The organism is Paenibacillus vortex V453, from assembly GCF_000193415.1.
GTDB classification, from domain to species: domain Bacteria; phylum Bacillota; class Bacilli; order Paenibacillales; family Paenibacillaceae; genus Paenibacillus_AQ; species Paenibacillus_AQ glucanolyticus.
In genome coordinates this window covers 240,586-260,613 of record NZ_ADHJ01000017.1, presented here as the reverse complement: position 1 = coordinate 260,613, position 20,028 = coordinate 240,586, and the positions used below count along the sequence as shown (strand labels likewise).

At 48.0% G+C, this 20,028-nt stretch carries 19 protein-coding genes, 1 other RNA gene and 1 pseudogene; 2 read left to right on the top strand and 19 right to left on the bottom strand.

Annotated elements, in window-relative coordinates; genetic code table 11:
* Positions 1-43: 43 nt before the first annotated feature.
* The 6 genes from PVOR_RS10075 to PVOR_RS10050 form a co-directional block, all read right to left on the bottom strand.
* Positions 44-424: a hypothetical protein gene (locus tag PVOR_RS10075; protein WP_040680429.1), complete on the bottom strand. Its 381-nt coding sequence runs from the start codon at positions 422-424 to the stop codon at positions 44-46.
* Positions 425-427: 3 nt separating this feature from the next.
* The gene (locus tag PVOR_RS10070; protein ID WP_006209053.1) at positions 428-1,525 is read right to left on the bottom strand and encodes an LCP family protein; all 1,098 of its coding nucleotides are present in this window, start codon (positions 1,523-1,525) and stop codon (positions 428-430) included.
* A gap of 166 nt (positions 1,526-1,691) precedes the next feature.
* The gene (locus PVOR_RS10065) at positions 1,692-1,985 is read right to left on the bottom strand and encodes a YlaH-like family protein (RefSeq protein ID WP_006209052.1); all 294 of its coding nucleotides are present in this window, start codon (positions 1,983-1,985) and stop codon (positions 1,692-1,694) included.
* Positions 1,986-2,025: 40 nt separating this feature from the next.
* Positions 2,026-3,867, bottom strand: a complete 1,842-nt coding sequence (gene typA / locus PVOR_RS10060) for a translational GTPase TypA (protein WP_006209051.1) — start codon at positions 3,865-3,867, stop codon at positions 2,026-2,028.
* A 152-nt stretch (positions 3,868-4,019) separates the two neighbouring features.
* Positions 4,020-4,532: a hypothetical protein gene (locus PVOR_RS10055; RefSeq protein ID WP_006209050.1), complete on the bottom strand. Its 513-nt coding sequence runs from the start codon at positions 4,530-4,532 to the stop codon at positions 4,020-4,022.
* Positions 4,533-4,782: 250 nt separating this feature from the next.
* Positions 4,783-5,445 (bottom strand): TerC family protein, encoded by a 663-nt coding sequence (locus tag PVOR_RS10050; protein WP_006209049.1) that lies wholly within the window; start codon positions 5,443-5,445, stop codon positions 4,783-4,785.
* A 128-nt stretch (positions 5,446-5,573) separates the two neighbouring features.
* Here PVOR_RS10050 and PVOR_RS10045 point away from each other — a divergent pair.
* A pseudogene (locus PVOR_RS10045) lies at positions 5,574-6,268 on the top strand (TerC family protein).
* 109 nt (positions 6,269-6,377) lie between these two features.
* Here the strand turns inward: PVOR_RS10045 and thiI are convergent.
* The 6 genes from thiI to PVOR_RS10015 all read right to left on the bottom strand — a co-directional run bounded on the left by thiI (position 6,378) and on the right by PVOR_RS10015 (position 11,081).
* Positions 6,378-7,616 carry a tRNA uracil 4-sulfurtransferase ThiI gene (gene thiI / locus PVOR_RS10040; protein ID WP_006209046.1) on the bottom strand — a complete coding sequence of 413 codons (1,239 nt, stop codon included), beginning with the start codon at positions 7,614-7,616 and terminating at the stop codon, positions 6,378-6,380.
* Positions 7,613-8,773, bottom strand: a complete 1,161-nt coding sequence (locus PVOR_RS10035) for a cysteine desulfurase family protein (protein ID WP_006209045.1) — start codon at positions 8,771-8,773, stop codon at positions 7,613-7,615. Before PVOR_RS10035 ends, thiI begins: the two co-directional genes overlap by 4 nt.
* 172 nt (positions 8,774-8,945) lie before the next feature.
* A complete protein-coding gene (locus PVOR_RS10030) occupies positions 8,946-9,632 on the bottom strand; it encodes a lytic transglycosylase domain-containing protein (RefSeq protein ID WP_040680452.1) in 687 nt (228 codons plus the stop codon).
* Between the two features lie 140 nt (positions 9,633-9,772).
* Entirely contained in the window at positions 9,773-10,138 is a 366-nt protein-coding gene (locus PVOR_RS10025) for a hypothetical protein (RefSeq protein WP_006209043.1), read from the bottom strand.
* A 73-nt stretch (positions 10,139-10,211) separates the two neighbouring features.
* Positions 10,212-10,436: a DUF1540 domain-containing protein gene (locus PVOR_RS10020; protein ID WP_006209042.1), complete on the bottom strand. Its 225-nt coding sequence runs from the start codon at positions 10,434-10,436 to the stop codon at positions 10,212-10,214.
* 138 nt (positions 10,437-10,574) lie between these two features.
* Positions 10,575-11,081 carry a YpuI family protein gene (locus tag PVOR_RS10015; RefSeq protein WP_006209041.1) on the bottom strand — a complete coding sequence of 169 codons (507 nt, stop codon included), beginning with the start codon at positions 11,079-11,081 and terminating at the stop codon, positions 10,575-10,577.
* Between the two features lie 256 nt (positions 11,082-11,337).
* On the opposite strand from PVOR_RS10015, the gene PVOR_RS10010 reads away from it, so the two are divergent.
* Positions 11,338-13,263 carry a S8 family peptidase gene (locus PVOR_RS10010; RefSeq protein WP_006209040.1) on the top strand — a complete coding sequence of 642 codons (1,926 nt, stop codon included), beginning with the start codon at positions 11,338-11,340 and terminating at the stop codon, positions 13,261-13,263.
* A gap of 82 nt (positions 13,264-13,345) precedes the next feature.
* Here PVOR_RS10010 and PVOR_RS10005 read toward each other — a convergent pair whose 3' ends face one another.
* From PVOR_RS10005 to PVOR_RS09980, 7 genes are all read right to left on the bottom strand, one after another.
* Positions 13,346-13,627: a hypothetical protein gene (locus tag PVOR_RS10005; protein WP_006209039.1), complete on the bottom strand. Its 282-nt coding sequence runs from the start codon at positions 13,625-13,627 to the stop codon at positions 13,346-13,348.
* A gap of 210 nt (positions 13,628-13,837) precedes the next feature.
* Positions 13,838-14,242: RNase P RNA component class A (gene rnpB / locus PVOR_RS29165), an RNA gene on the bottom strand.
* Between the two features lie 120 nt (positions 14,243-14,362).
* Complete coding sequence (locus PVOR_RS10000) at positions 14,363-15,478, bottom strand: Nif3-like dinuclear metal center hexameric protein (RefSeq protein ID WP_006209038.1); 1,116 nt, start codon at positions 15,476-15,478, stop codon at positions 14,363-14,365.
* The gene (locus tag PVOR_RS09995) at positions 15,454-16,212 is read right to left on the bottom strand and encodes a tRNA (adenine(22)-N(1))-methyltransferase (RefSeq protein ID WP_040680427.1); all 759 of its coding nucleotides are present in this window, start codon (positions 16,210-16,212) and stop codon (positions 15,454-15,456) included. Before PVOR_RS09995 ends, PVOR_RS10000 begins: the two co-directional genes overlap by 25 nt.
* Positions 16,213-16,478: 266 nt before the next feature.
* Positions 16,479-17,609, bottom strand: coding sequence for an RNA polymerase sigma factor RpoD (rpoD, locus tag PVOR_RS09990; protein ID WP_006209036.1), 1,131 nt, complete (start codon positions 17,607-17,609; stop codon positions 16,479-16,481).
* A 41-nt stretch (positions 17,610-17,650) separates the two neighbouring features.
* Complete coding sequence (gene dnaG, locus PVOR_RS09985) at positions 17,651-19,468, bottom strand: DNA primase (RefSeq protein WP_006209035.1); 1,818 nt, start codon at positions 19,466-19,468, stop codon at positions 17,651-17,653.
* Between the two features lie 41 nt (positions 19,469-19,509).
* Positions 19,510-19,983, bottom strand: coding sequence for a YaiI/YqxD family protein (locus tag PVOR_RS09980; protein ID WP_006209034.1), 474 nt, complete (start codon positions 19,981-19,983; stop codon positions 19,510-19,512).
* Positions 19,984-20,028 lie beyond the last annotated feature (45 nt).

The following is a 20,028-nucleotide window of genomic DNA, read 5'->3' as shown; positions in this document are numbered from 1 at the left end:
CATCCGTCATAAGCCGAGTTTGTCCGTCAAGCGTCTCCAAATTTCATACAAAAAAGCCCACGTGAATGCTCACTGGGCTTTTTTCTATGGTCATAACAACGCCTCGAACCAGCAATGCTGCTGCATCGGAGACATGACCCGTATCGTATTCGGAGTGCTGTGCCGAATTTGGTATAAATTTGACATCCATGCCGAATGAACCTGTCATCTGGGACATGGAATCAGAAGGATGGCATCTGCATGCTTCCCATCTGCGGATGGATTCTGCCCGCACAAACGCATGGGCATCCTCATCAGTCTGCCGATTCTGGTGGATGAATGGGTGTGTCGTATGCATCATGAGGTAGGGCATTCCTTCGGCCTCCTGTACAATGATCTCCATCTGATACATTGTATTATACCATACGATAAAACTTGCCTTCAATTGTCACGGAGTTGCTTTAGAATCCGCTTCTGTCCCCTGTGCATTGTGTTTGCCAGCAAGTTCGTCTTGCAGTGCTTGTCTTGCTGCGTCCAGTTCATCGTTATTAATGTAGACGTTAGGACTTCTCCACTCACCGGTTATTGGCATAAATTTAACTTCTTCTTTTCCAATATCATAATAAGTCATAAGCAAATCTCGGATCTGCTGCTGCTCGAAATCGGTGGTCATATTGTCACTAACCGCATCTAGCGCATTGCCAACCTTCGTAACGCCACCGAACGATTTCATCCTGTCGAGCAGGGAATGCAGCACCTCGCTTTGACGAGCGTTGCGATCAAAGTCGTTGGATTCCTTGGTCTTCGGACTACAGTTCATAGATTTGCGGTAACGTACATAATCTAGCGCCTTCTTGCCATCAAGCTTCTGCGGACCCACCGTCAGGTTAATATCAGTTCCATCCACCGAATCCCGATGGCACATATTGTATTGGACGTTAACGTCTACACCGCCGAACGTATCCACAACATCACGGAAGCCCTGAAAATCGATAACTGTCACATAGTCGATATTAACGCCAAGATATTTACTCATCATCACTTTCATTTCTTCTTCAGCCGGAATACCGCTGCCCGGCTCCTTCTTCTCAGCTGCATTGTATGCCGCTTTAAACCTTGGATAATAAGCGTTGAGTTTGGATGACTTATATCCTTCAAGTTCAATCAGCGTATCCCGAGGGAGTGATACCAGCGTTGACGAATTGGTTTCCGGATGCATGGTGGCCACCATTACCACATCCGTCAAATAAGTTCCGGTCTCCGGCCGATGATCCGTACCCAAGAGAAGCACGGTGAGTGGCTTTTCTTTTGCGGATTGTCCAGGTGCTACAGGCTTGTCGATCCCGCTTTTTTCAATAACCTGATTCCCCTTGACGAACAGGTATCCGGCATAACCTGCTGCTGCCAAGACTGCGATTAACAGTACGATAAGAACAAATTTAAAAAATGATTTCCATGGACTTTTTTTCTTTTTTGGCACTGGCTGTTTCTTGCCCTTCCCCCCACTTTTGGCTCTCGGAGGGAGATTGGTATGATTAGAATTCATATCATAACACCTGATTTCATTCAAATTAGATGAATGTCCGATAAACGCTTCAAATATCGAAGCATTTACCGGACCATGGTTGTTGACTTCTCTCTCTTATAAACGATGGGGACTGACAAAAAGTTGCCGTATACTTGTTGCCATAGCTGCTAAATTTCTACAAGGCCTAAGACTTAGGCTCAGCCTGGGACTTTTTCTTCTGACGATCTTCAACAAAGTAACGAATACGCACCATCAGCATCAATGCCACAGCTACTAACAAACATTGGATAATCGGCAGCTTGTCGATCTGAAACACAAGCAGTATCGCCGAACCCAAGGCCATCAAGATATACAGCAGAATTTCCTTTAATAAAGGAAGCTTCTGCTTTACACGGAATACCTTGTTGTAAACGTAGGTGATCAGCACAAAAATGACAATATAGGAGATGAGCGGGTGCGAGGCAAACCATTCTTGCATGATAGGTTCACTCCTTTATGGACAAGTAGATCTCTATCTATTATAGATTTGCTTGCGCCATTTTACGATGTTTTTCTGCACGCTCGCGCTCACTCTTGTTCAGGATCTTCTTGCGAAGACGAACGGACTTCGGTGTAATCTCGCAATACTCGTCATCATTCAAGTACTCCAGAGCCTGTTCCAATGAGAAGATGACCGGTGTTTTCAATTTAACCGTATCATCCTTAGTTGCCGAACGAACGTTGGTCAATTGCTTCTCTTTACAGATGTTTACAACGATATCGTTATCGCGGGTATGTTCCCCGACGATCATGCCCTCATAAATTTCAGTACCCGGCTCCAAGAACAGGGTTCCGCGATCCTCAACCGACATCATCCCGTAGAACGTTGTAGAGCCGTTCTCCGTAGAAACCAGAACGCCTTGGTGACGTCCGCCGACTTGGCCGCCGATAAGCGGTCCATAGCTGTCGAATGCGTGGTTCATGATGCCGTAACCGCGAGTCAGCGTCAAGAAGTGTGTACGGTAACCGATAAGGCCGCGGGCCGGAATCAGGAACTCCAGACGCACTTGTCCGTTGCCGTTGTTCACCATGTTCACCATCTCAGCCTTGCGAGCACCGAGGCTCTCCATTACAGCGCCTGTGCTTTCTTCAGGCACGTCGATCATCAGACGTTCGATCGGCTCCATTTTGGCACCGTCGATTTCTCTGACGATAACCTCAGGCTTGGATACTTGAAGCTCGTAACCTTCGCGACGCATATTCTCAATCAGAATACCGAGGTGAAGCTCACCGCGACCTGAAACGATGTACGCATCCGGGCTGTCGGTTTCATCCACTCTCAAACTTACGTCTGTTTCCAGCTCTTTGAAGAGACGGTCACGCAGTTTACGGGATGTTACCCATTTACCCTCGCGTCCGGCAAAAGGACTGTTGTTTACAAGGAACGTCATTTGCAGAGTAGGTTCGTCAATTTTAAGAACTGGAAGTGCCTCGGGATGTTGGGGATCGGCAATGGTTTCTCCGATATTAATATCTTTAATTCCCGCGATCGCCACAATGTCTCCTGCTCCTGCTTCAGCAACTTCAATCCGCTTCAGTCCTTGGAAACCGAACAGTTTCTCAATACGGGCATTCTTGGTGGAACCGTCACGAAGCATAACGGTTACCGGCTGACCTTGCTTAATAATCCCGCGGTTCACACGACCAACGGCGATACGGCCAAGATATTCATTGTAATCCATCAAGGTTACGAGGAACTGAAGAGGCTCGTCCACTTTTTCGGTAGGGGAAGGAATATGGTCAATAATGGTTTCGTAAAGAGCAAGCATGTTATCATCCTGCTTATCGGCATCCAAACTTGAAGTACCGTTCAAGGCTGATGCATATACAACAGGGAAGTCCAATTGGTCGTCGTTCGCTCCAAGCTCGATGAACAGGTCCAGGACTTCATCAATAACTTCAGCCGGGCGAGCTGCTGGGCGGTCGATTTTGTTAACTACAACGATTGGCGTCAAGTTATGTGCAAGCGCTTTGCCTAATACAAACTTGGTCTGAGGCATACAGCCCTCATAAGCGTCAACCACGAGCAGAACGCCGTCGACCATTTTCATAATACGCTCTACTTCACCGCCGAAATCGGCGTGTCCAGGTGTATCCACAATGTTAATCAAGAAATCTTTATACGTAATAGCCGTATTTTTGGCTAGAATGGTAATTCCGCGTTCGCGCTCCAAATCATTGGAGTCCATCGCGCGCTCCTGCAGCGTCTCATGCTCCCGAAAAATACCGGACTGCTGCAGCAGTTGGTCTACAAGTGTTGTTTTGCCATGGTCAACGTGAGCAATAATGGCAATGTTGCGAATCTGATCTCTTGATTGCATAAATACATCTCAAATCCCTTCTATTCGAATGAGCCACAAAGAAAGCGCCGGACGACATGCCGACGCTTCAACATACTTCCTATAATATAGGTAAACGAGCGGGAAAATCAAGTCTTTTCAGAAAACTTCCAGTAACATTTATCTCTTACCAATTACCAACCTCTGCTCCATTTATTATTCCGTCTAGAGCGATTACGGCCGAGGATCATCCAAATGCCTGCAGCAATTAAGATCAGGGCAATAAGATAGAATCCCCCGGTCTCTAGCCAGGTGAATATAAAAATCAGAATGGAGAGCAGCGTAAGTCCAAGCGCAACAGGCAGTGCAGCACCGGGACGCGGAGTCTCATACAGATAATACTCATACAGGCCAACGGCAACGCCAAGAATCAACACAGGCCATAATGAAGCCATCAGTCCCCATCCTCCAATATTGCATATGAAGAACAGCATCCCGTAAACCGTTAGAATACCACCCGGTATGAGGATGGCGGCAGAGGCACGGCGACCAAAAAACATGATATGCAGAAAAATACCCGGCAGCAGCAGAACCAGCGGCCATAATGTTCTGCCTAAAAATCCAAACACACCCAGCTTGCCGAGCAAAATAACGACTCCAGCGACAACGATGAATATACCCAGCGCCAAATCTTTTCTGGAGGACATTTGATCACCCTCTCCTCATTATATGTATCACCCAAAATAGCGGTTTATAAAATAAGTGGTTACGTTAATTTTAGCCCAAACCGACAAAAAAAACCATATCTTGAGTTTGTTCCACTCAAAAATAGCATCGCCCTGCAGCATATGCCTTAAGCAAACAAAAAAAGATGGCTGCCGATGCAGTCCATCCTTTTGTTTCCAGCTTCCTATTTTATTACCGGAGTCTCACCCGTTCCATATGTTATGAACCGGATTATGTCCCCGGCCGCCTTATCGTCTGCAGTCCTCCAATCAGAACGACAACCCCTGCAATGACGATTGGCAGCGCGTTATGGGCATACGGCATCCAGGAAGCCAGAAGCAGACCGACGCGCGAGTCCTGTATGAGCATTTCGCCTGCCGTAAATGCTAGAATACCGGCTCCTATGTAGAGCAGCACGGGGAAATGATGAAGCAGCTTAGAGATCAGCCCGCTTCCCCATACAACAATGGGAATGCTTAACAGGATGCCGATGACAATCAGGGCAAGGTCACCATTTGCCAGGCCCGCAATAGCCAGCACATTGTCCAGGCTCATCACAAAATCAGCAACCAGAATGGTATTGACCGCTGCCCATATCGTCAAGGAACGGGACATGGCAACATCCTCATGCTCTTTTTGTGTCATTAGTTTTATGGCGATCCAGATCAGGAGCAGTGCACCGCCAGCTTGCAAAAACGGGATTTTGAGCAGCAGAACCGCAGCAAAAGTCAGAATGCACCTCAGAAGAACCGCTGCGCCCGTTCCGATCCAGACCGCCCGTTTGCGGTGCAATTCAGGAAGGTCCCTGCTGGCCATCGCTATGACCAGGGCGTTATCACCACTGAGTACAAGGTTAATCAGCAATATCTGTCCCAACAAAACAATCGTCTCCACAAGAACAACACCCCCACTCTACACATATGTGGTAATTGTCCAAGCTATGCTTGCACATCGGGAAAAATAGGCCTATAATAAATCCACTTTGTTTATTGTGGAACCGTATTTTAAGAGGAGTGACATTCATGGAAACCACAACCGCTGAATTTTTTCTCGCACTAATCAACATTGTGTTTCTGGATTTGATCTTAGCCGGAGACAATGCCATTGTGATCGGCCTTGCGGCACGCAACCTCCCGAAGGAAACCCAGAAAAAAAGCAATCATCTACGGTACGGCCGGAGCGGTTATTCTTCGTATCATAGCCACCATTCTTGTTGTATGGCTGCTCAATATCCCTTGGCTTCTGCTCGTTGGAGGCGTACTCCTGATCGGGATTGCCTACAAACTGATGACGGACGACAACAATGATCACGACAATATAAAAGCAGGCAAAAGCCTTGGAGCTGCGATTCGCACCATTATTGTTGCCGATGCCGCCATGGGGCTGGACAACGTAATTGCTGTTGCAGGAGCGGCCAAGCACAATATGATTCTTGTTACCGTGGGTCTTCTCATCAGCGTTCCCATCGTGGTGTGGGGCAGTACCTTGTTTATCTAAATTGATCAACCGGTTCCCTTGGATCATTTATGTAGGCTCTGCTGTACTTGCATTCACGGCATCCTCCATGATTACCGATGAGAAGCATTTCCTCAGCTACTTTGAAGGACATCTGATCATTAAATACCTGTTCATTGCGGCCATAATCGTGGGCGTACTGACGGCAGGGCATCTGAAGAAACGATCTGTGCAGCGGCGTCAGTCCTCCACCCTCTCCTAATCGAATACTCTACTGTACGAACAAAAACACCCCAGGGGGATCAGCCTTGGGGTGTTTTTCAGTTTCATCTGCGTTTATATACGAATTATAACCTGATCCTGGATAAAATCTAGAACCAGTCTTCGTTTACTGTGAACTCTTCATTCTTCTCAGCCATCGTACCGATCTTGCTGTCAGGCGTAATGATGACAGTCTCCGTGCCTTCAACCGCAGCCTGAAGCAGAGCAGGGAGCCGAGTTAACGAGGCCTCCACTTTCTCGATAATGTTCAGGTTCGGATTCGTAGTTGGAGATTTAGGCACAAATAACGTGCAGCAGTCCTCATACGGTAAAATCGACGTCTCAAACGTACCGATGTCCATTGCGATATTAATGATATCATTCTTATCCATCATGACAAGCGGCCGAAGCAGAGGCAATTCGGTTGCTCTGCCAATGACATTCATGCTGGGCAGTGTCTGACTGGCTACTTGTCCGAGACTGTCCCCGGTTACTATGGCCAAGGCCCCTTCACGCTCAGCGAGCGAGGAAGCAATACGAAGCATCGCCCTGCGCATGAAGGTAATAATCAGATTATCCTGCCCAATGCCGACAAAAGAAGTTTGCACATCGGTGAATGGTACGAGATGTAGCTTGATTTTGCCGGTATAACCGGATAACAGTCTTGTCAATTCCATTACTTTTTCCTTGGCCAGCTGGCTCGTGTAAGGGAAGCTGTAGAAATGAACGCATTCAATTTCAAGGCCCCTGCGCATGGCCGACCAACCGGCTACAGGACTGTCAATCCCACCAGAGAGGAGCAGCATGGCCTTGCCGTTTGTGCCGAGCGGATACCCGCCTGCCCCTGGAATGACTTCATAATAGAGGTACGTCTCATTCTCACGAATTTCCACGCGCAGCTCAATATCCGGCTTCTTCACCTTTACTTTAAGCTGAGGATAGGTGCGCAGCAGAGGGGAACCGACCAGATGATTCATCTCTTGTGAGGAATGGGGGAACTGCTTCCATACTCTTCTGGCATTGACCTTGAAGGTTGTCGTATCGGTTAATTCCTTCTGTCCCACAAACTCAACTGCTGTAGCAATAATGGGGTCAAGCTCGGATGGACATACACGAACAGGGCTGATCGAAACAAGCCCAAACACCTTCTTGAGGGCATGGATCAGAATCTCGGGAGGTTCTCCGTTCAGCTCAATATACAAACGACCGTATTCCTTCATAATTTTGGCTCCTGGATACGGTTTAAGCACGTTTCGAATATGATTTAACACCGATTTCTCGAATCGGTTGCGGTTTTTGCCTTTTAGGGTAAATTCGCCAAAGCGAAGCAGCAGCATATCATAAGTCATCTTCGGTTACCCTCTCTTTCTATAATGGGACGCAGTTTACTGCACGCATTAGCCAAAACCTCCACGAATCGAGCCGCATCGCCGAGCTGATGCTCTTTACCGAGACTGATGCGGATTCCGGAAGAAGCTACCTCCATGCTTTTACCCATAGCAAGCAAGACCCGACTGGGCTCGCTTAATTTGGAAGAACAGGCGGATTTGGTTGATATAAGCATTCCCATCTCTTCCAGGGCATGAACCATCACCTCCGGTCTTAGACCCGGATAGGAAAAATGAATAATATGCGGCGCATCCAACTCATTGCTGTTTAACACCAAACCGGGTATTTTGCGTATACCCTGGAACAGAAGCTCCCTCAGTTCCATCATCCGGGCGTAGAGCTCAGGTTGTCTCTCTTGGGATAGCCGCATGGCCTTCGACATGGCAACCGCACCTGCGACATTCTCCGTTCCTGCCCGCAGTCCATTTTCCTGCGATCCACCAGATATCAACGGAAAGAGCTGAACCCCTTGCTTAACGTACAGGACACCCATCCCTCTTGGACCGTTGAATTTGTGGGCGGACAAGCTGTACAAATCCGCTTGCCACTCGGAGATGCCTACGGGCAGCTTGCCAAATCCCTGCACGCCATCGACATGAAAGAGTGTGCGCGAATTCACTTCCTTCACGATCCGGCCAATATCAGCCAGTGGCTGGATGGCGCCAGACTCATTATTCACATGCATGATGCTGACAAGTACGGTATCTTTACGAACAGCTTCCTTCAAGACATCAAGATCAACCACACCAGCAGCATCGACTGGAAGATAGGTTACTTCCCAGCCAAGCGATTCCAGCTGTTTGCAGCATTCATAAACCGAAGGATGCTCTGTTCCCGTTGTGATGATATGGCGCCCCCGGCTGCTGTACTGCATCGCGGACCCTTTAATAGCCATGTTATTACCTTCCGTTGCACCAGACGTAAATACGAGCTCTGATGGCAGAACATCAAGTGATGCTGCGCAGACCTCCCTTGCCCTTCTCAGAAGTTTAGCGGCTGCCTCCCCTGAGCGGTGAAGAGCAGACGGGTTCGCGTAATGTTTCTTCATCACTTCGGACATCGTATCCACCACTTCATCAAAAGGAGGGGTCGTTGCAGCGTGATCCCAATATATCAAGGTTATTTCCCCTTTCCATTCTTACGCCATCGCATGTTGTTAATCATATCATTCCAGACCTTTATATTTACACAAAAAGACCAAACGGTAAAGCCGCACTCCATCTCAATCGGACAAAGTCATGCTTATCGTTTGATCCTCTATCAGGTTTACTATTCATCCCGAAGCGGGGTTATAAACTGTATTTCGACTGTGCATTCATTACTTTGCCAATATAAGCCTGGGTTTCCTCAGGTAACATATGTACCATCGACATAAGCTCCTCATCACTGGACGCGCCCAAACCTGCAACTCGTGTCGGACCTGCATTGTAGGCTGCAAGCACCATCGCCAATTCTCCGCCGAACCGTTGAATCAGACTGGATAAATATTTGGTGCCACCTTCAATATTCTGAGCCGGATCAAATGGGTTGCTGACACCAAGTCCCCTTGCCGTCCCATCCATGAGCTGCATCAATCCCTTTGCTCCTGCAGACGATACTGCATTGGGGTCAAAAGAAGATTCCGCGTCTATAACCGCCTTGATCAGTGATACGGGCACACCATATCGTTCCCCCGCTGATGTAATTAATTCTTCAAATGTCGTGGGCTTGGTCGCTCCCGTGTCATTCAGCGCTCCCTCTACCGGATAATACGAATTGGATTCCTGGACGGCACCAAGCTGCTGCCACAGCAGTCCATCCTTAAAGGTAACACCAGGGGCAAGCTGCGTAATGGAGCGCTCTACCAGCTGGGACGAGGCTTCTTCTTGAATCAGGCTGCTTAATACATCCACAAAACCGGCTGCCGATCCGGTGGAATTCGTATTTACCTGTGGTACATCCGTCATTTGCTTCCATGATATCGAATCGATCTGCATCATATGGCTCACTTTCTCCCGCAAAAATTTCAAACTTGTCCTTTCATTTTACCATGGAATTGGAACAATCTGCTATACCCCTTCGACAAAAAAATTGCGGATCACCCTTTTTGATGGATGACCCGCCCATATAAAATGATCTATCTGCTGAAAGGAATCAGGATAAAATAACTGAGCGTTGCCAATATGCCAAGACCCATTGACCATGCCCCCGTTGTTTTGCTGCCTTTACTATAAGCATAATAACCAACAACCGTTGCGATGGGGCCCAGAATCACCGACCACATAAACAGGGAGGCAATACCCATTACCAAGCCGACATATCCTGCCGTGCGGCCTGCAGACAAGCCTGTTGCATCATCCTCGTCCACGCTGCGCACAGACGTTTCCATTGGCGGGGCAACCTCAGCGGCGTATTCCTCACGGTGATCTTTACGAGGGAAGTCCACTCTGTTCCGATTGCTATCCACAATCTTTATCTTGTTGTCGCGGTGTTTATCATCCATTGCTAACTCCTCCATTTCCTTCAATCTCTAATAAGCGGCTTCCGGAGAATATCCGGCACTCCGGGCATTCCGTTTAACCCTTTGGCTTAAAGGTAAGGCAGCAGGTCTCTGAGGACTTGTCGGCAACATCCTGATGATCGTCCACATAAGGCTCTGCTCCATACTCCTCATTGAGTTTTACGTTTGCATGACGGTCGATTTCGATCATAATCATCTCGGCGTGACATAAATTTTGTTCTCCCCAGTAATGGCAATTGCTTACACTGCACTTAACTAATGGTTTGGCTTCGTTGGCCATTTTAGCATCACCTCGTCAACATTTTTTCCTGAGTTAACTGCTGGTATGCACAAGAATGATTGTCAGTTGGTGTTAAGGAGTCACCACGCAAAAAAGAGATGCCAATGTATGGCACCTCTTGTTCTTTCCTTGTTTGTATTAAGCGTGACTTTTCTCGGATTGCATACGGCGCTCCGTTAAATAATCACTTTCGTAGTAGGCAAGATCATCGCGAAGCTCTTCATAAATTTTGGTAATATTCATAATGACGTCACGTGCTGGTCGAACCGGCTTCTTCCGAAAACGGATGGCATCCTGTCCGGTGTAAGCATACCGGCCATCTTCCGAATAACTTTCGTTTTTCGGATAGAAAAAACTATTCACGCAGCGGTGATACAAGTTATACAAAGCCTTCTCGGCAAAATCGATATCAAAATTAGGGCGACGCTGTACAACACCAAGCTTCTCATAGGAAACTTCTGAAAACACAAGCAAATGGCGAACATCTGACAGAAATCCTTTGTAAAAATGAACGGTTTCCTCATCCTGTTCTGTTACCAATTGAGATAAAGCATGTTCATTCAAAAATGTTTCCATAATCGAAATAGCAGATTTCAACTTTTCTCTGGATTCGGAGCACAATTTCTGAAGATTGTCTGCTGGCATTACGATAGATCCCCCTTAAATGGTCGTGACCATACAGGTCATTTTGCCTGACGGTCGTTTTAATATGTACTATCCTAACACAAATTTTGGGATAACGAAATCCCTATCATGAATACACTTACAAGGTTATTTTTAGTACAAATCATTTTTCCCATTCAACCCTAAATTTCACAATGCCTCGAGAACGCATAAAATAGATTCTCACTCCCCACGCTAAGACTAATTAAAATACGTAATGCGGTGAGGAGGAAAATTTGTGAAGTCACGTACCATGTGGAGCATCATCGGTGCCGCGTCTATTCTTGGCGTGCTCCTGATCTCCCTGTTCACCCCGGGTTCGAAGCAGCCGGCTCCAACTGCCGAACCATCACAGCCTTTGCAGCCTCAGCAGGAGAATAAAGCCAAGAACTTTACCATGTTAAGCGACATCAAGGCTACGGATAAATTAAACCGGCTCGATGCAAGGGGTCACTTAAGCAAGATGCTGAAGAACGAGTCTTTACGAAATGCCGGACAGATTAAAGCCTATACGCTGAAAGAGCAAAAAACACACAAGCATTTTCAGCAAATTCGGTGGTACAACCTGAAGCAGAATAAAATGACCGATATACAAGGTCAGCTTCCCAAGATGAGTAAAAAGGATAAGGATCTGATTGCCCACCATTTTCAGATGGCACAGCAGAAGATCAAACATGGCGAAGCGTATGATTCACCAAAATTCACTGCTGCTGGGCAGCCTTATTTTGTTGTAGCGGAGCCATCCCAGGATGGAAAATATGGTGCAGCCGCTTTGGTTAACCAGGCTGTGCTTCAAGAGGTCAGCAATCACCAGAAGCGCAATCTGCGCTTGATCCCGTACCCGAAGGAAGGAAAATTCCGGGTGGAATCCATTCATGCCGATACACTCTCTGACATTACCGTCAAGACCGGTCATGATAATGAGAAGGCCAGCCATTTTTACGAAAATGAAATCGTTGTGTCTTTTCAGGCTGAACCGACAAAGCAGCAGCTTCAGCACATCGGGAATGAGATTTCGTGCGATACCCCTAGGAAACTTGGCTATGCTTATATTTTTCGGTCCAAGAATATGGACTACCAACATCTTCGTGCCTACTTCCAGAAGAACTGGGACACCAAATATACCGAGCCACACTATATTTACTTAACCAATGACCGTCTGCCTCAATCGCGGATGTCCTCCGATGCCTTGCCGGATGGCGCAAATGCGCAGGTCAATATTCCGAATGATCTGCTGTTCTCCCAATATCAGTGGAATTTGCCTGTCATTGAGACAAATCGCGGCTGGGATTTATCCAAAGGGAGTGAGGATGTTGTCATCGCCGTGATAGACACAGGAGTCGATCTTACGCATACCGATTTGAATGGACAGCTGGTGGAAGGCTACAACATTGTGGACAATGACCAGCAGCCGCTGGACGATGTCGGACACGGAACGCATGTGGCAGGCATTATCGGTGCTCTGGTGAACAACGGTGAAGGGGTCGCCGGGGTTAGCTGGTACAATAAAATCATGCCGGTTAAAGCGCTTGACAGCTCGGGTTCCGGGACAACCTATGCTGTGGCAGAGGGCATTATCTGGGCGACAGATCACGGAGCGAAAGTCATAAATATGAGCCTTGGCAACTACGCAGACTCTCAATTCTTACACGATGCTGTAAAATACGCCTATGACCGTGATGTTGTCCTGGTTGCCGCCTCGGGCAATGACAACACAGAGCGCCCTGGTTATCCTGCTGCCTATCCTGAGGTGCTTGCTGTCGCAGCGACAGACTCGAATCAAAAGAGGGCGGAATACTCCAACTACGGCGACTACATTGATGTATCGGCCCCCGGAACCAATATCGCCAGTACGTTTCCAGGCAATCAGTACGCCGCTCTTTCCGGAACCTCAATGGCCAGTCCTCATGCAGCTGCCATGGCAGGGCTCATCCGTTCTCTTAACCCGGACCTGACAAATCAAGAAGTTATGGATGCTATGATCAAACAAGCCGTAGATCTTGGCGATAAGGGAAAGGATAAGTATTACGGTCATGGTCAGATCGATATTTTCCAATCTCTGAAGGCCGTTGGCGCCTCGGAAGTTCCTCTGCAGTTATGGCCAGGCCATGCGTTACGCAATCTGGAACACGAGCTGCGCAAACTAAACGGGTCTAACCGATAATAAATATAAAGAATAAAGCAGCTTACGCCCATCAAGCGTTGGCTGCTTTATTTCTCTATCCGTTCAACAGTAGCTTCCGATATTAATTCTTGCGGCGGGAACGGCTAGTGCGTACAGCCGCTTTCTTCGACCGCTTGCTGGATACGGTAACGCCGCCGTAGCCTCCAGGGCCTGTTACTACCTCTTCCTCGCTGTACGTGTATACATGTTTCTCCACCGGCACACAGTGTACTTTATCCACCACTTTAATCGGATGAATAACAGGTACGATTTGCGGTATAAAGTGGTCTCTAACAACTACAATCGGTTCGCACACAATCGGCGACACAGGAGGACACGTAGGATTTTCGTTATAACAAGACATATTTTTGCAACTCCTTTCCGTTGATGCTTATAGCATATTATCCAAGGGGCTATTTGGTATGGACGATTGTCCTTGAGAGGCATTCATCCCCTTTAGTTTTCGCGGAATCAAGAAAAAACGCGCATTCTCTTTACACTCCTCAATACGGAGCGGTAAGAAAATACGCGTTTGCACCTTTACGGATTAGATATAAATAAACCGTTGTTCAGTTGGGAAAGTTTTCCGTAAGCCGGGTTCTGTGCTCTTCGTGGTCATAGCGGGAACTACCCTGCCACCATAAGCGACAATCATCTATCTAGGCCGATCATTACTAATCGACTCAAGCGACCAACCCGGACGCGCCTCGGGCTAAGGCTGTCTCCTCGAAGGAAACTGCGTCCCATTAGGTCTTGCTCCAGGTGGGGTTTACCAGGAACGAAGTCACCAGCGTTCCTCGGGGTCTCTTACACCTCGGTTCCATCCTTGCCTGTGCCGCAATGAAGCGGTCATCGGCGGTCCATTTCTGTGGCACTATCCTTCAACTCGCGCTGACTGGACGTTATCCAGCACCCTGCCCTATGGAGCCCGGACTTTCCTCTCGCGGCTTGCACCGCCAGCGATTGTCTGTCAAACTTTCCGGACAACATTATATATTATATCTTGATTTGCAGCCATACACAACCCTGCAAACTTTTACAGCAGCTTCGCAAGCGAGTATTAACTTCCAAGCACTAACCTGTACATAACAACATTTACCTACATAAACCGAAACGGCTCCGTATTAATACGGGAAGCCACAACCCGAGTGTCATACTTATGCTCCTGCAGCTTCTGCTCCATCCATTCGGCAACCTTAACCTTCATTATTTTCTCGGCATTATGTCCAGGATCAATAATGGTTAGTCCCGCAGCCAGTGCATCCTGCGCCGTATGATAATCCACATCGCCTGTAACCAGCACATCCGCGCCGCGGAACAGAGCTTTCATCATATAGCGCCCTCCGGAACCTCCGATGACCGCCGCCTTCCGTATGGTGCGGTCGAGTTCCCCTACGACACGAACGTGAGGGACATCCAGCTTCTCCTTCACTACTTCCACCAGTTCAGCCAGCGTCTGGGGCTCCTTCAGCTTGCCAACCCGGCCAAGGCCGAGGGATCTTCCCTTCAGATCCATGGAATACAAGTCATAGGCCACCTCTTCGTAAGGATGCGCTTTAAGCATCGCCGCAACGACCTTGTTCCGGATCGTATGAGGAACAATCGTCTCAATTCGAACCTCGTTAGCCCGCTCCATTTGACCTTCCTTGCCCTGAAACGGACTGCTGCCTTCTCTTGGCACATAAGTACCAAAACCCTCGATATTGAAGCTGCAGTGGCTGTAATTTCCGATCCAGCCTGCACCTGCACCCAGAACGGCATCCAATACCTCCTGATGATGGCTCTTAGGTACAAATACCACCAGCTTCGACAACTGCTCGTTATGCATGTCATGGATGGGTGACGTGTTCTCTATGCCCAATGCTTCAGCCATCCAATCATTCATGCCGCCTTCGGTCACGTCGAGATTTGTATGACTCACATACACGGCAATATCATGCTTAATCAGCTTTTCGTATACTTTGCCCATCGGCGTGTCCGTCTGCAGCTGTTTCAATGGACGATATATTATAGCATGGTGCGCGATAATGAGATCGGCACCAAGTTCGATAGCCTCATCCACGACTTCATCATTGACATCCAGTGCTACGAGCACCGTCCGAATATCCTTCTGCAATGTTCCGAGCTGCAGCCCGATCCGATCATCGGGTTCGGCTACATGCTTCGGGGCTAATTGCTCCATGTATTGAATTACCGTTTGTCCTTTGGCAAGCATGCCAGCACCTCCTGAATAAATTCAATATCCGATCGAATCTCGTTAGCCTTGCCGACTGCCGAGTCCTGATCCGAACGCGAAAGCGATTGAAGTATGTAGTTCATCTTCTCTATCTCGGCTTTCCACTTATCGTGAAATACGGGATTCGGAGTCTTTGTCAGCCAAGGTCCCATACGCAGCAGCCAGTCCAAATTCAACTCAACGCCCATAGCGATCGTTCTTTCCGAATACACCTGCTCATTCGTCAGATTCGTCAATTCTGCAGGCTCCGCAACCAGTACCTCATAGATTTTGCCGTCTTCCTCCAGAATGAACTCCTCAATCAGCACCCAACCGTGGGAGTACAGCCATTTACGCAAAATGTCCTCTCCGACATTCGGCTGCAGGATCAGCCTGTTCACGCCGGCCAGCTTGTCCTCGCCGCGGTCCAAAATAGCGGCAATCAAGCTGCCGCCCATGCCCGCGATTGTAATGACATCAGCCTCACCTGCTGAGAGTACATCCAAGCCGTCTCCTCTCCGTACACTGATCACCTCGGTCATTCCTGATTCCATAACCTGCTTTACGGCAGCGTCGTAAGGTCCCGGATTCACTTCACCCGCGATCGCTTTGATCGCGGCTCCGCTTTCCACAGCAGCCACAGGAAGCAATGCATGATCGGAACCGATATCTGCAAGCCTGCTGCCGCGTGGGATCTGCTCCAAAATTTGCGATAATCTCTTTGATAATTTCACAATGACACACCTTACCATTCCATATTTTCATCCGAATCACAATCTATTCATTACCCTAACAGACACGATGCCAAACTGCAAACCGGCAAAAAGAGCGAAATAATTCGGTGCCGTGTCATTTGCAATGGGTTTGGAAAAGAGCTAAAATAAAGACCAATAAAACAAATACAGGAATAAATACCAAAACCAAGAAATCGTTGCGCCGCGCTGCTGAACTTCGAAAAAAAGGACCTGCTGCTGTTACTGCAGAAGGTCCGTGGATTAAGCTATTCGAGAAAATCCTTTAAGCGCTTGCTGCGGCTTGGGTGACGAAGTTTACGAAGCGCCTTGGCCTCGATCTGCCGGATTCGCTCGCGTGTAACACCGAACACTTTACCAACCTCTTCAAGCGTTCTGGTGCGGCCGTCATCAAGACCAAAGCGAAGACGGAGTACATTCTCCTCGCGCTCGGTCAGTGTATCAAGCACATCCTCGAGTTGTTCCTTAAGCAGCTCATATGCCGCTGCGTCGGCAGGCGCAAGTGCTTCCTGGTCCTCGATGAAATCGCCCAGATGGGAATCATCCTCTTCCCCGATTGGCGTCTCAAGCGAAACCGGCTCCTGGGCAATCTTCATGATTTCCCGGACTTTCTCAACACTGAGTTCCATCTCTGCAGCAATTTCCTCCGGCGAAGGCTCACGTCCAAGCTCTTGCAGAAGTTGTCTGGATACACGAATCAGTTTGTTGATGGTTTCCACCATATGAACAGGAATGCGAATGGTACGAGCCTGGTCTGCAATCGCACGCGTAATGGCTTGACGAATCCACCAGGTGGCATACGTACTGAATTTAAACCCTTTTTTATAGTCGAACTTCTCCACGGCTTTAATCAAGCCCATGTTGCCCTCCTGGATCAAATCCAGGAACAGCATGCCACGCCCGACGTAACGCTTGGCGATACTTACAACGAGACGAAGGTTGGCCTCGGCAAGACGGCGCTTCGCTTCCTCGTCCCCTTGCTCAATCCGGTTCGCAAGTTCAATCTCATCATCAGCAGACAACAGCGGAACCCGACCAATCTCCTTAAGGTACATACGAACAGGATCGTTAATCTTGATCCCCGGTGGCAATGAGAGATCATCGTCAAACCCAAAATCCTCATTCTCGCGGGATTCGGAGTCTTCCGATTGCCGATGAGTTCCCTCATCGTCATTCTCATTTACCACATCGATTCCAAGGTCGGCAAGCTGTTCATAAAACTCTTCCATTTGCTCCGTGTCCTGGTCGAAAGGCGATAATTTCTCCATAATATCTTTATAGCTCAATACGGATCTCTTTTTACCCTGTTCAATCAACTGATCCTTGACTTGATCCAGCGTAAATTCCGTTTCTAGTTCAGTATGCTGATCATTCGCCATCTTTCGACTCCCTCCTCCCTAGAAACAGCAATGTGCGGTCTTCATTGTCTTTCTAGGGCGATAATCTCACTTGCAATTTGTGCGGCTCTCATAAAATCACCTGAGCGCTCCGCTTTTATCATTTCTTCTTTTTTCTGGTCGATCTCTCTCTGCTGCGGGAATTTCAGTACCTCGCGTATGCAATCATCCAGCACTTGGACATTCCACTCGGCTGGTGCTTCCATCATCATGATGGAGCTGACGGTCATTTCCAAACGGTCATCCTGGAGCGATGACATGAAACGGCTGATATCCGGAGATTTGCCTTGTGCGTAAAAAGCATATAGATAAGCAGCGATTGCCGCATGATCTTCGATATTAAACGCTTCTCCCAGGCGATCGCCTACGTATCGCGCTGCCTCTGCATCCTGCAGCATCAGCGACAGCAGCCGCCGCTCTGCAGCATGGTAAGCAGGCAGAAGTGTCGGGGCGGACTGGCGCCCTTTTTTATGCCTACCATTATTCCACCTTTTTTCCTTATTATCCCCATTCTCCATCTTTTTTTGCATAGACTGCCGAAGCAGATTGCAATCCTGCTTCAGACTCTCGTAGGAAAGATGCAGCTCAGAGGACAATTCCCTCAAGTAAACTTCCCGTTCGGTTGAGGAATTCAGTACTGCGATAATCGGCAATGCTTCTTTGGCATACGCAATCTTACCATCTTCTTCTAGCAGTATATGGTTTTTCTTCAGATATATAAGTTTAAATTTTGTTGTTGAAACTGCCGTTTCTACCACATGCCTGAAACGCTCGGCTCCGAACTTCCGGATATAATCATCCGGGTCCATTCCTTCGTTGACCAATGCGATTCGCACTCTGAGACCAACGCCTTCCAGCATTGGAATGACTTTCAACGCAGCGGCCATACCAGCCTTGTCGCCATCGTAGATAACAACAACTTCATCAGCCATCGATTTCATGATAGCTACTTGGTTTTCCGTTAGAGAGGTCCCCATCGTTGCCACGCCGCTCTGCAGTCCTGCTTCCCATGACGATATTACATCACCGTAACCTTCGAATAACAGAATTTGACGCGATTTGCGTATGGATGTTTTCGCCTGGTGCAGGTTGTACAATATGCGGCTCTTATTAAATAGAAGTGTCTCCGGGGAATTTAGATACTTCGGTTGACCGTCCCCCAGTATTCTGCCAGCGAATGCAATCACTTTGCCGTTGCGGTCATGTATCGGAAACATGATTCGTCCGCGAAAACGGTCGAGATAGCCCTCTTGTTCATGTCTTGCGGATAATAACCCGCCCTTCTCCATCTCTTTCAAGTCAAAGGATCGCTTGCTTAGGAACTGGACCAGTGTGTCCCAACGATCTGGAGCATAACCGATCTGAAACTGGTCAATCACTTTGTCGTTCATTCCACGGGAACGTAAATACTTCATGGCTTCTGTACCGTGCTCCGTATTTTTTAACAGGAAATGGTACAGCTTGGCACTGAGCTCATTAGCTTCAATCAAACGTTCTTTTTCCGGATTACGAGGAATTACGGGAACCCCTTGACCTTCCGGTAACGAGATATCATTCTCTTCTGCCATTGTCTTGACGGCTTCGGGAAAAGAAAATCCTTCGATTTCCATTCTGAATTTAATGGCGTTTCCGCCCTTACCGCAGCCATAGCAGTAAAAGATTTGGCGTTCCGGTGTAACCGTAAAGGAAGGAGTCTTCTCTGAATGAAAAGGGCACAAGCCCTTCAGGTATTTCCCCTGTTTGGTAAGATGCACGTATTTGCTGACCGTGTCCACGATATCGCTCTTGGCCAGAACTTCCTCAATGACATCATCCGGAATATTGCCTTGTCCGGTACTCATCCAAACCACCTTCATCTCTTTTGGCACGTAAATAGTATTCGCTACGGGTGGACATTCTCCTGCAATTCATGCAAAAGTTTTGTCAGTTTATGTTGAAAAAACCTCCGGTCTTCCTCAAGCAGCTTCTTGGGGCCTTTGCCATACCTGCCTTGCTTTCTTGCCTTAGCCTGATGATGACGGGTATCCAGCATGAAATCGATATCCGTATTATCGAAAATACGCCCGCGAAAGGAAATCACATGGCATGATTTGGCAAGCGCCAGTGCAGCCAGTCCATAATCCTGGGTCACCACGATATCCCCCCTGGATATGTGGTTGGCAATGTAGAGGTCGGCACTTTGATCGCTCCGATCCACCTGGATCGTCGTAACACCCTCTTCAGCTTGTAACAGATGATCGTAGGAAGAAACAAGCAGTACAGGCACATGGAACGTACGAGCAGTCTCTGCGATTTCCTTCTTGACTGGACACGCATCACCGTCAACCACGATCGTAATGCAGATGCTATCGTTCATTCACATTCACCGGCTCTATCTTTAATCTTGGAATAATCCTTATGC

What these genes read in the sequence shown, in the direction of transcription:
- PVOR_RS10070 (WP_006209053.1), bottom strand. Translation starts at nt 1,525, where the DNA reads ATGAATTCTAATCATACCAATCTCCCTCCGAGAGCCAAAAGTGGGGGG.
- PVOR_RS10065 (WP_006209052.1), bottom strand. Translation starts at nt 1,985, where the DNA reads ATGCAAGAATGGTTTGCCTCGCACCCGCTCATCTCCTATATTGTCATT.
- typA (WP_006209051.1), bottom strand. Translation starts at nt 3,867, where the DNA reads ATGCAATCAAGAGATCAGATTCGCAACATTGCCATTATTGCTCACGTT.
- PVOR_RS10055 (WP_006209050.1), bottom strand. Translation starts at nt 4,532, where the DNA reads ATGTCCTCCAGAAAAGATTTGGCGCTGGGTATATTCATCGTTGTCGCT.
- thiI (WP_006209046.1), bottom strand. Translation starts at nt 7,616, where the DNA reads ATGACTTATGATATGCTGCTGCTTCGCTTTGGCGAATTTACCCTAAAA.
- PVOR_RS10030 (WP_040680452.1), bottom strand. Translation starts at nt 9,632, where the DNA reads ATGCAGATCGATTCGATATCATGGAAGCAAATGACGGATGTACCACAG.
- PVOR_RS10025 (WP_006209043.1), bottom strand. Translation starts at nt 10,138, where the DNA reads ATGGATGATAAACACCGCGACAACAAGATAAAGATTGTGGATAGCAAT.
- PVOR_RS10020 (WP_006209042.1), bottom strand. Translation starts at nt 10,436, where the DNA reads ATGGCCAACGAAGCCAAACCATTAGTTAAGTGCAGTGTAAGCAATTGC.
- PVOR_RS10015 (WP_006209041.1), bottom strand. Translation starts at nt 11,081, where the DNA reads ATGCCAGCAGACAATCTTCAGAAATTGTGCTCCGAATCCAGAGAAAAG.
- PVOR_RS10005 (WP_006209039.1), bottom strand. Translation starts at nt 13,627, where the DNA reads ATGTCTTGTTATAACGAAAATCCTACGTGTCCTCCTGTGTCGCCGATT.
- PVOR_RS10000 (WP_006209038.1), bottom strand. Translation starts at nt 15,478, where the DNA reads ATGCTTGCCAAAGGACAAACGGTAATTCAATACATGGAGCAATTAGCC.
- rpoD (WP_006209036.1), bottom strand. Translation starts at nt 17,609, where the DNA reads ATGGCGAATGATCAGCATACTGAACTAGAAACGGAATTTACGCTGGAT.
- dnaG (WP_006209035.1), bottom strand. Translation starts at nt 19,468, where the DNA reads ATGAGTACCGGACAAGGCAATATTCCGGATGATGTCATTGAGGAAGTT.
- PVOR_RS09980 (WP_006209034.1), bottom strand. Translation starts at nt 19,983, where the DNA reads ATGAACGATAGCATCTGCATTACGATCGTGGTTGACGGTGATGCGTGT.